Consider the following 8,556-nt stretch of genomic DNA (forward strand, 5'->3'; position numbering starts at 1 on the left):
CCAGAACCATCATCTCGATGTTGTTGCGGACCTTGTCTTCATTGGCGGCAAGGTTCTCGCGAAGCTTGGGCGTGAGCTCGTCGAGCGCCGCATAGATCCCATCGATACCACCACGCTCGTTGATCAGCTTCGCGGCGGTCTTCTCCCCCACGCCCGGCACGCCGGGAATGTTGTCGATCTTGTCCCCCATCAGCGCCAGGTAGTCGATGATCAGCGACGGCGGAATCCCGAACTTGGCCTCGACGCCGGCGATATCCAGAGTCTCGCCCTTCATGGTGTTGACCAGGGTGATGTGCTGGTTGACCAGTTGGGCCATGTCCTTGTCGCCGGTGGAGATCACCGCATCGCGGCCGGATTCGGTGGCCAGCCGTGCCAGCGTGCCGATCACGTCGTCCGCCTCCACGCCCTCGATGCACAGCAGCGGCAGGCCGAGGGCGCGAACGCAGTCGTGCAGCGGCTCGACCTGCGGGCGCAGGTCATCCGGCATCGGCGGCCGGTGGGCCTTGTACTCGGCGTAGATCTCGTCGCGGAAGGTCTTGCCCTTGGCATCGAACACCACCGCCATCGGGCTCTGCGGATACTGCTTGATCAGGCTCTTGAGCATCGAGAGTACGCCGCGGACGGCGCCGGTGGGCTGCCCATCGGAGGTGGAGAGCGGCGGCAGCGCGTGAAAGGCGCGATAGAGATAGGACGATCCGTCGACGAGGACGATGGGGGCATCTGCCATGAGCTGCGTGATCCGTGGCTGGCTTTCGATCTCCTCATGATACGCAAGCCACGGCTCGGCGTCAGGGCGTTCGCCCCCCTGCGTCGGCGGGGTGGAAAGCGATACACTGGGTTCGTCCGTATCCCCGGGGGCCCGTGCCCCGAGACCAGCGAAGGAGTCCGCCATGTCACGATGGCCGCGAAAGACCTCAAGATCGCGAACGACGGCACCGCTGGCGAGCCTGCTGCTGGCGCTGCTGATCGCTGGGTCGGCGCTGCCCGCGTTGGCGCAGCCCGCGGAGCAGCCCAGCATCACCTCGCAGCAGGACGGCCAGCGCACGATCGACGAGTACCGCGTCAACGGCAAGCTCTACGCGATCCGCATCGTGCCCGCCGACGGCAAGCCCTATTTCCTCTACGACAACAACGGCGACGGCGACTTCAGCCGCGTCGAGGCGTCCAGCGTTGCGGTACCGGCGTGGGTCATACAGGAGTGATGCCGGCGCCGGACCGCGGGCGTTTCGGCTCGAGGCACCCGCGGTCCGGCCCGCAAACCGACCAGCGCCTGGATCGCCGGTAGGAGAGCGCCTCGCGAGTCGCTACAATGCGCGCTGCCTTTTTATCCTGCGGTTTTTCATCAGCGGTTTTTTATCACTAATGTCCGCCCCAGATTCCGAGATCCCATGGCCGTATTCACCCCGTTGAGCGACGATCAGGTCGCCGAGTTTCTCGAACGCTACACCGTCGGCCGCCTGCAGACGCTCAAGGGCGTGCCGCAGGGCACCGAGAACAGCACCTTCTTCGTCACCACCGAACAGGGCGAGTGGGTACTGACGCTGTTCGAGCAGGGGGAGTTCGAGGATCTGCCGTTCTTCGTCGACCTGCTGGACTATCTGGCCGCGCGGCAGTTGCCGGTGCCGGGGCCGGTTCACGATCGCGACGGCGTCGCCCTGCAGCGCCTGGCCGGTCGCCCCGCACTGCTGTTTCCGCGCATGCCGGGCAGCCACCCCAGCGCCCCGAACCTGACCCAGTGCGCCGCGCTCGGCGATGCGTTGGGCCGGATGCACCAGGCCTCGCAGCACTTCACCGGCGAGCGCACCAACCCGCGGGATCTCGACTGGCTCATGCGGCGCCATCGCGAGGTGCTGCCGTTTCTCTCCGACGACGACCAGGCCCTGATGAGCCGCGAGATCGCCGACTACACCCAGGCGTTCGACGGCATCGAGCTGCCCTCGGGCGCCATCCACGGCGATCTGTTCCGCGACAATACCCTCTACGACGGTGACCGACTCGGTGGCATCATCGATTTCTACAACGGCTGCACCGGGGAGCTGCTGTTCGATCTGGCAATCGTGATCAACGACTGGGCCAGCGACGCCGATGGCAGCCTGAACGTCGCGCGCTACGAGGCGATCCTGGCGCCCTACCTGCAACATCGACCGCTATCCGCCAGCGAGCGTGCACTGTGGCCGACCATGCTGCGGATGACGGCGCTGCGCTACTGGCTGTCGCGGCTGCTGGTGATCCACGTCGATCCGCCGGCCCACGACATCACGCCCCACGACCCGGCGCGCTTCCGCACGCTGCTGGGCAAACGGCTCGAGGCCGCGCCCCCCGGTTTCCCCAACGCCATCGCCTGAGCCGACGCCGTCAGACTGGCCAACGACGCCAATCACTGTACCTGTGGCGACTTTCGACTAGCTTTTCCCTGACATCCAGGGCAGTGATCGTCATAATGCGCGCCAAATGCGTTCCCGGCACCGTCATCGTCCACGCCGGGTGTTCACCGCCGGTCGATCGGAGAGCGTCATGAAGCATTCTTCCCCCGCCGCCAAGGCCCGCCGTACCTACAACATCGATCAGTGGGGCAGCGGCTAGTTCGATGTCGACGATCAGGGCCGCACGCTGGTCCGCCCGCTGGGCAGCGAAACGCCCGGACCGACGCTGGTGCTCGACACCCTGGTCGACCGCCTGCGCGACGCCGGATTGCGCCTGCCGGTACTGGTGCGATTCATCGATATCCTCCACGACCGCGTCGAGCAGCTCTGCATGGCCTTCGACCGGGCGATGAAGGAGGAGGACTACCAGAGCAGCTATACCGCGGTCTATCCGATCAAGGTCAACCAGCAGCGTCGCGTGGTCGAGGAGATTCTCGCCACCCAGGAGCGTGGCCATGGCCGGGTCGGGCTGGAAGCGGGCAGCAAGCCGGAGCTGATGGCAGTGCTGGCGCTATCCGGCGACGAGGGCTCGTCGCTGATCGTCTGCAACGGCTACAAGGATCGCGAGTACATCCGCCTGGCGCTGATGGGGGAAAAGCTCGGCCACAAGGTCTACCTGGTGGTCGAGAAATACTCCGAGTTGAGCCTGATCCTGGAGGAGGCCGAGAAGCTCAAGGTCAAGCCGCGTATCGGCCTGCGCGCCCGGCTCTCCTCCGTCGGCAAAGGCAAGTGGCAGGACACCGGCGGCGAGAAATCCAAATTCGGGCTTACCGCCAGCCAGTTGCTGGCCATCACCGAGCGGCTGCGCGACGCCAACGCCCTGGACAGCCTGCAACTGGTGCACTTCCACCTCGGCTCGCAGATCGCCAATATCCGTGATATCCAGCGCGGCCTGCGCGAATGCGCGCGCTTCTACCACAGCCTGCGCGAACTGGGCGCGCCGATCGATACGGTGGACGTCGGCGGCGGCCTGGGCGTGGATTACGAAGGCACCCGCTCGCGCAGTTTCTGTTCGATCAACTACTCGATGCAGGAGTACGCCACCAACGTGGTGTGGGCCTTCCGTCAGATCTGCGAAACCCACGACCTGCCGCACCCCCGGTTGATTTCCGAATCCGGCCGCGCGCTGACCGCCCACCATGCGGTACTGGTCACCAACGTGATCGGCGAGGAGCGGCTCGGGCACATCGAACCGGAGCGCCGGGTCGAGGGCGACGCCCACGTCGCCGAACTGTGGCGGGTCTACGATCGCCTCGAGGGCATGCGCGAGCCGCGGGACCTGGTCGAGGCCTATCACGACGTGGTCCAGGCCGTGGGGGAACTGCAGGATCGCTTCGTGCTGGGACTGGCCGACATGCAGGCCCGCGCCGAGGGCGAGTCGGTCTACTTCGCCGCGTGCCAGCGCCTGCACCAGCGTCTCGACAACCGCAACCGCGCCCACCGGGAAATCGCCGACGAGCTGGCGGAGAAGCTCGCCGACAAGCTGTTCGCCAACTTCTCGCTGTTCCAGTCGCTGCCGGACGTGTGGGGGATCGATCAAGTGTTCCCGGTGCTGCCGCTGACCGGGCTGGATCGCGAACCGACCCGCCGCGGCGTGATCCAGGACATCACCTGCGACTCCGACGGCCGGATCGATCTCTACGTCGACGGCCAGGGACTCGAGAGCACGCTGCCGCTACCGGAGTGGGACGACGATGACGACAAGCTGATCGGGCTGTTTCTGGTCGGCGCCTATCAGGAGATCCTCGGCGACCTGCACAACCTGTTCGGCGACACCGACTCGGTCGACGTCGCCCTCGACCACAACGGCGAGTGGCGCCTTTCTCACGTCCAGCAGGGTGACGCGGTCGCCGACGTACTCGGTTACGTCAACTTCGACGCCGTGGCGCTCAAGCAGAAGCTCACCGAGCAGCTGATCGCCAGCCCGCTGAGCGTCGAAGAGCGCGAACTGTTCGTCAGTGAACTGTCGGAAGGGCTCAGCGGCTATACGTATCTGGAGTAACGAGCCGCGAGAGCAATAGGGTCTCCGGTAAGGGAAGAGCGCCAGCGGTGAATGCCGCTGGCGCTCTTCGTAACCCGTAGCGGGTTTTATCGCGTTCGCGTGCCGACATCCAGGCCCAGCGACAGGGATAGCCCGAGAACGGCATCCCGCGGCAGCTGGCCCACGCCGGAAGGCGTACCGGTCAGGATCACGTCGCCCGGCTCGAGGGTGAAGGTCCGGGTCATCTCTTCGATCAACGCCGGCATGTCGAACAGCATGTCACTGGTCTTGCCGCTCTGCTGGCGCTCGCCGTTGATGTCGAGGTGAAAAGTGATCGCGCTCCAGTCGACCTCGCCCTCCACCGGTACGAACCGCGAGATCGGGCAGGCGCCGTCGAACGCCTTGGCCCGCTCCCATGGATGCCCCTTCTCCTTGAGCGCGGACTGCACGTCGCGCAGCGTCAGATCCAGCGCCAGGCCGACCCCTGCCACGCCGTTCATCGCCTCTTCCGCACTGACCCGACTCATGCGTTCGCCGATCAGCAGCGCCAGTTCGGTCTCGAAATGCACCTCGCCGTGGCTGAACTGACGCTCGATCGGCTCTTCCAGTTCGACGGCACTGGTCGGGGGCTTGATGAACAGGATCGGCGACTTGGGAACCGGGTTGTTGAGCTCTTTGGCATGTTCCGCGTAGTTGCGCCCCACGCAGAGAATCTTGCCCAGCGGCAGGCCGGTCTCGAGACCGTCGACGAATCGGGTGGTAAAGGACATGTCGAACTCCAAAGTCATGGCGATGAACGTGACGAACCGCACGACGACCCGGATTTCTCGTCGAAACGGCAACCTCCAGACACAAGAAGCCGCCGCTGGCGGCAACTCGACGAGTCTACCTCCAACGACGGCTTATGGCATCACATCGGCCTGATGTCCCGAGTTGCTCGACAACGCAGGACGGCGGTCATGGATGCCTCAGTGGGTGCCCTGCTGCGGCGTCCACACTTCGTCCGGCTGGTGGGCCAGGAACGACGGTCGCGACTTCCTGGCACCGAACGGCTGAACGCAGGCGTTGTCGCGACGGTTGTAGACGAAGAACGCGTTACTGCGCGGGTCCGGCGACATGTTGGCGTTGGAACCATGCAGCGTGTTGCAGTCGAACAGCAACAGCCCGCCGGCAGCGCCGGTGGGCGCTTCGATGCCGCGCGCCTTGATCAGCTCGCGCAGCGCCTCGTTGCTGGGCACCCCGAGTTCCTGCTGCTTCAGCGACTGCTTGTGGTTGTCGTCCGGCGTCTCGCCCAGGCAGTGCACGAACACCGTGTGCGAGCCGGGAATCAGCATCAACGGGCCGTTGAAATGATGGTTGTCCGTCAGCACGATGGAAGCGCTGACGGCGTGCATCTCCGGCATGCCGTCTTCGGCGTGCCAGGTCTCGAAGTCCGAGTGCCAGTTGAAGCCCTTGCCGTGGAAGCCGGGCTTGTAGTTGATCCGCGACTGATGCACGTAGACATCACCACCGACGATCTGCCGGGCGCGGCCCACCATGCGCTCGTCTTCCGCCAGTTGGGCAAACCGGCGAGACAGGTGGTGGACGGCGAACAGCGAGCGGATTTCGTGACTCTGGGGTTCGGTGATCGAGAAATCCCGATCCCGGAAGTCGTCGCGGTCGAGCATGATCGCGAGCTCTTTCCGCAACTCGTCGAGTTCGGACTCGCCCAGAAAATTGGGCTCGAACAGGAAACCGTCACGTTCGAAACGATCCAGTTGCTCGCCGTTAAGCGGACCATCGAGATGGCGCCCCTTGACGACGTCCTCCCTACGCTGTTGCCAGAGCGCGTCCTGCGGCTGACGCAAGCGTGTCGGGTAGCGATCCTGCTTCGTCCACGCGGAGTTTCGGGTTTTGGGGGATGCGGTCTGTACTGACATCCAATCACCTCCAAGTTTGTGATCAGGGTTCAGATCCAGTCCTAGGTGCGATACGCAAAACGACATGATGCGCTGCACTAAACTTGATTAGGAAAGGGTCAAAGGATCCTCAGTTGTCTTTCAGTGGGATACCCATCCTAGAAAAGAGCCGAGGGATTTCAACCTCGATGTCTCTCATCCGGAGACGCCACGGTGACACTCACCGATCACGCCAACGATAACGTAAATCAAATAATCCTGAATTATCCACGGCGGGAAATGGGGCGGAAAAGCGCGGGCAACACGCTATTCATCATCGCGTCACACACGCCGGCCACACTACGGCCCACGAAACGACGATGACCCAACCTCCACCCTCTCCAGAGGTGCGCCATGATTCGCGTCACGCTCGATCTCACCTGCTCGATCTGCGACCACGACCAGTTCTATCTCCCGGTGCGAGCCGACGAGAGACAACAGGTCCGGTGCGCCAACTGCACGGCGTTCAAGTGTTACTCCGCGGATCTGGAGAAAGCGATGATCGCCCTGTCTCGCGACAGGAAACGACGCTCCGGGCAAGAGCGGGCCAATGCCGCGTGATGGCCAGGGCGTCGTTGCCCTGCAACATGGCCCAGGCGAATGGCGCCTCGAGGCAGAACCTGAAGGACCGATGGTGCGACGATCAGTCCCGAGCCGGTGATCCGCTCGCCGCCTCAGCGGAAAGACTGTACCGGGACGGTGGTGATGCTGGCCGTTGCCGGGCCGTGGGCTCCCAGTCGTGGTAAGGCCGCATCGGCTTGACGACCTGGTCGCGATAGAAGGAAACGAACGGCTCCGCGATCAATGGCGTGTCGGCCTTGGGTACATCCCCGAAACGGCAACGGAAGTCGGTGCAGTCCATCGGCGCCTGCCCATCCACCCCCTTGGCCCAGGCCGCGCTTCCACCGAGGCCCCAACACACCACGCCGATCACGGTCATGACATAGCGAAAGGTTTTCATGGCACCCTCGTCTCATTAGCCCGTCAATATCGACCGTCAGTACCGACCCATCCGGATCGACCCGCCTGCATCGACTCGCCTTCGAGGCGAAACTCCGACGAAAAGCCTGAGTGTAAGGAGCGCCACCGCCGGCTGCCGCCTGAAAGGTGTGGTACTGCGAACGCGAAAAGGGTGAGTAACCGACCTCTCGAGCGCCCTACCACCAGTGCAGCGGGTAACGACGATGCCTCGCCAGATTGTTGATCAATACCGCGATCAGCAGCATCAGCAGGCAGCCGGTCGCGACCGGGAAAAAGGCGTAGGACCAGCCCAGCGTATGGAGTTCGGCGGAGCCGATCACCGCGATGAGAGCGGTGGCGCCATCCGGCGGATATAGGGCGCGAACGCGAAGCACGGCTTGACGCCCCCCACACGGGGTGAACATCAAGCCGCTTACTTCAGCGTGTCGCTCAGACCCGAATCAGCTCGGCAATGGCGCTGGCATCCGGCAAGTCGGTGACCGACCAGGCGGTACGGATCAAATTATCCTGCGCTTCCGGGGAGAGTACGCCATTGCAGCAGGAGCGGACTTTGCCCTCCAGTTCCGCATCGGTCAGGGGATTTTCTGGCCCACCCCGATAGCGCTCATCGGCCCAGCCCGAGATTTCGTGGCCGTCCTTCAGCTGGATCGTGATGCGCGAGCGCATCTTGTCAAAGCCCTGGCCCTCGATTTCTGCGTCAAACTCGGTACGAATGCGCCGTTGCATATCCTGCATGGCCTGGGAAGCCACGAACTCATCCGAGAACTCACGCTTACCGGCCTGACGGTCCAAGGCGATCATGGCCAGAGCGGCCGGCAACGAGAACTTGGCCTGCAGGTGGTTGGCCGCGACCGGATAACGGATCGGGTTGAGAATGTTGCTTCCCGCATGGACGGTGACCTGTTCGATATTGTCCGGGGCGACATCGCCTTCGGTGACAAGCCGCAACATCAGGTCGATGGTCGGGTGAGTCAGCACGCCGCAAGGATAAGGCTTGATCGAGACGCCCGGTTCGATGATGGTCCAGACCCTGCCGAAACCCTGTTGCAGTTTTTCGGCGCTCACCCCCCCACCCTGTACGGCCATGAATCCCCAAGGGCCATCGAGCGCATCAGGATCGGCCGTGAAGCCCCGCTCGGCCAATAGCGCCGCGGTCACTCCGTTTTCCGACGCGCGCCCGACGTGCAGCGGTTTGGTCATGGTGCCGAAGTTGCAACGGATACCGGCGGCCAGG

The 8,556-nt window shown here is 64.0% G+C and carries 9 protein-coding genes and 1 pseudogene; 4 read left to right on the forward strand and 6 right to left on the reverse strand.

Translation table 11 applies throughout. From position 1 onward, the window contains the following. Positions 1-727 (reverse strand): 5'-3' exonuclease (locus tag AC3AYF_RS13210; RefSeq protein ID WP_487779837.1); only part of this gene is annotated, 727 nt, incomplete at its 3' end. Positions 728-890: 163 nt separating this feature from the next. Between AC3AYF_RS13210 and AC3AYF_RS13215 the strand changes: the two genes are divergently transcribed. From AC3AYF_RS13215 to speA, 3 genes and pseudogenes are all read left to right on the forward strand, one after another. Next, complete coding sequence (locus AC3AYF_RS13215) at positions 891-1,202, forward strand: DUF2782 domain-containing protein (protein ID WP_295039429.1); 312 nt, start codon at positions 891-893, stop codon at positions 1,200-1,202. Between the two features lie 186 nt (positions 1,203-1,388). Continuing rightward, positions 1,389-2,345: a homoserine kinase gene (locus AC3AYF_RS13220; RefSeq protein WP_295039431.1), complete on the forward strand. Its 957-nt coding sequence runs from the start codon at positions 1,389-1,391 to the stop codon at positions 2,343-2,345. A gap of 169 nt (positions 2,346-2,514) precedes the next feature. Next, positions 2,515-4,425: pseudogene (gene speA, locus AC3AYF_RS13225) on the forward strand (biosynthetic arginine decarboxylase). Positions 4,426-4,511: 86 nt separating this feature from the next. Here the strand turns inward: speA and AC3AYF_RS13230 are convergent. Beyond that, complete coding sequence (locus AC3AYF_RS13230; protein WP_295039436.1) at positions 4,512-5,174, reverse strand: fumarylacetoacetate hydrolase family protein; 663 nt, start codon at positions 5,172-5,174, stop codon at positions 4,512-4,514. Between the two features lie 198 nt (positions 5,175-5,372). Beyond that, positions 5,373-6,323 carry an ectoine hydroxylase gene (gene thpD / locus AC3AYF_RS13235; RefSeq protein WP_295039438.1) on the reverse strand — a complete coding sequence of 317 codons (951 nt, stop codon included), beginning with the start codon at positions 6,321-6,323 and terminating at the stop codon, positions 5,373-5,375. A gap of 372 nt (positions 6,324-6,695) precedes the next feature. Here thpD and AC3AYF_RS13240 point away from each other — a divergent pair, with 372 nt between their 5' ends. After that, positions 6,696-6,902 (forward strand): hypothetical protein, encoded by a 207-nt coding sequence (locus tag AC3AYF_RS13240; protein WP_110707995.1) that lies wholly within the window; start codon positions 6,696-6,698, stop codon positions 6,900-6,902. Between the two features lie 82 nt (positions 6,903-6,984). Here the strand turns inward: AC3AYF_RS13240 and AC3AYF_RS13245 are convergent, their stop codons facing one another. From AC3AYF_RS13245 to AC3AYF_RS13255, 3 genes are all read right to left on the reverse strand, one after another. Beyond that, a complete protein-coding gene (locus AC3AYF_RS13245) occupies positions 6,985-7,302 on the reverse strand; it encodes a hypothetical protein (RefSeq protein ID WP_295039442.1) in 318 nt (105 codons plus the stop codon). A gap of 196 nt (positions 7,303-7,498) precedes the next feature. Next, on the reverse strand, positions 7,499-7,696 hold the full coding sequence (locus AC3AYF_RS13250; RefSeq protein ID WP_295039443.1) for an HPP family protein: 198 nt from the start codon (positions 7,694-7,696) through the stop codon (positions 7,499-7,501). A 55-nt stretch (positions 7,697-7,751) separates the two neighbouring features. Then, positions 7,752-8,556 (reverse strand): MmgE/PrpD family protein (locus AC3AYF_RS13255; protein WP_487779838.1); only part of this gene is annotated, 805 nt, incomplete at its 5' end.

The sequence above is a fragment of the Salinicola sp. genome, assembly GCF_982684285.1.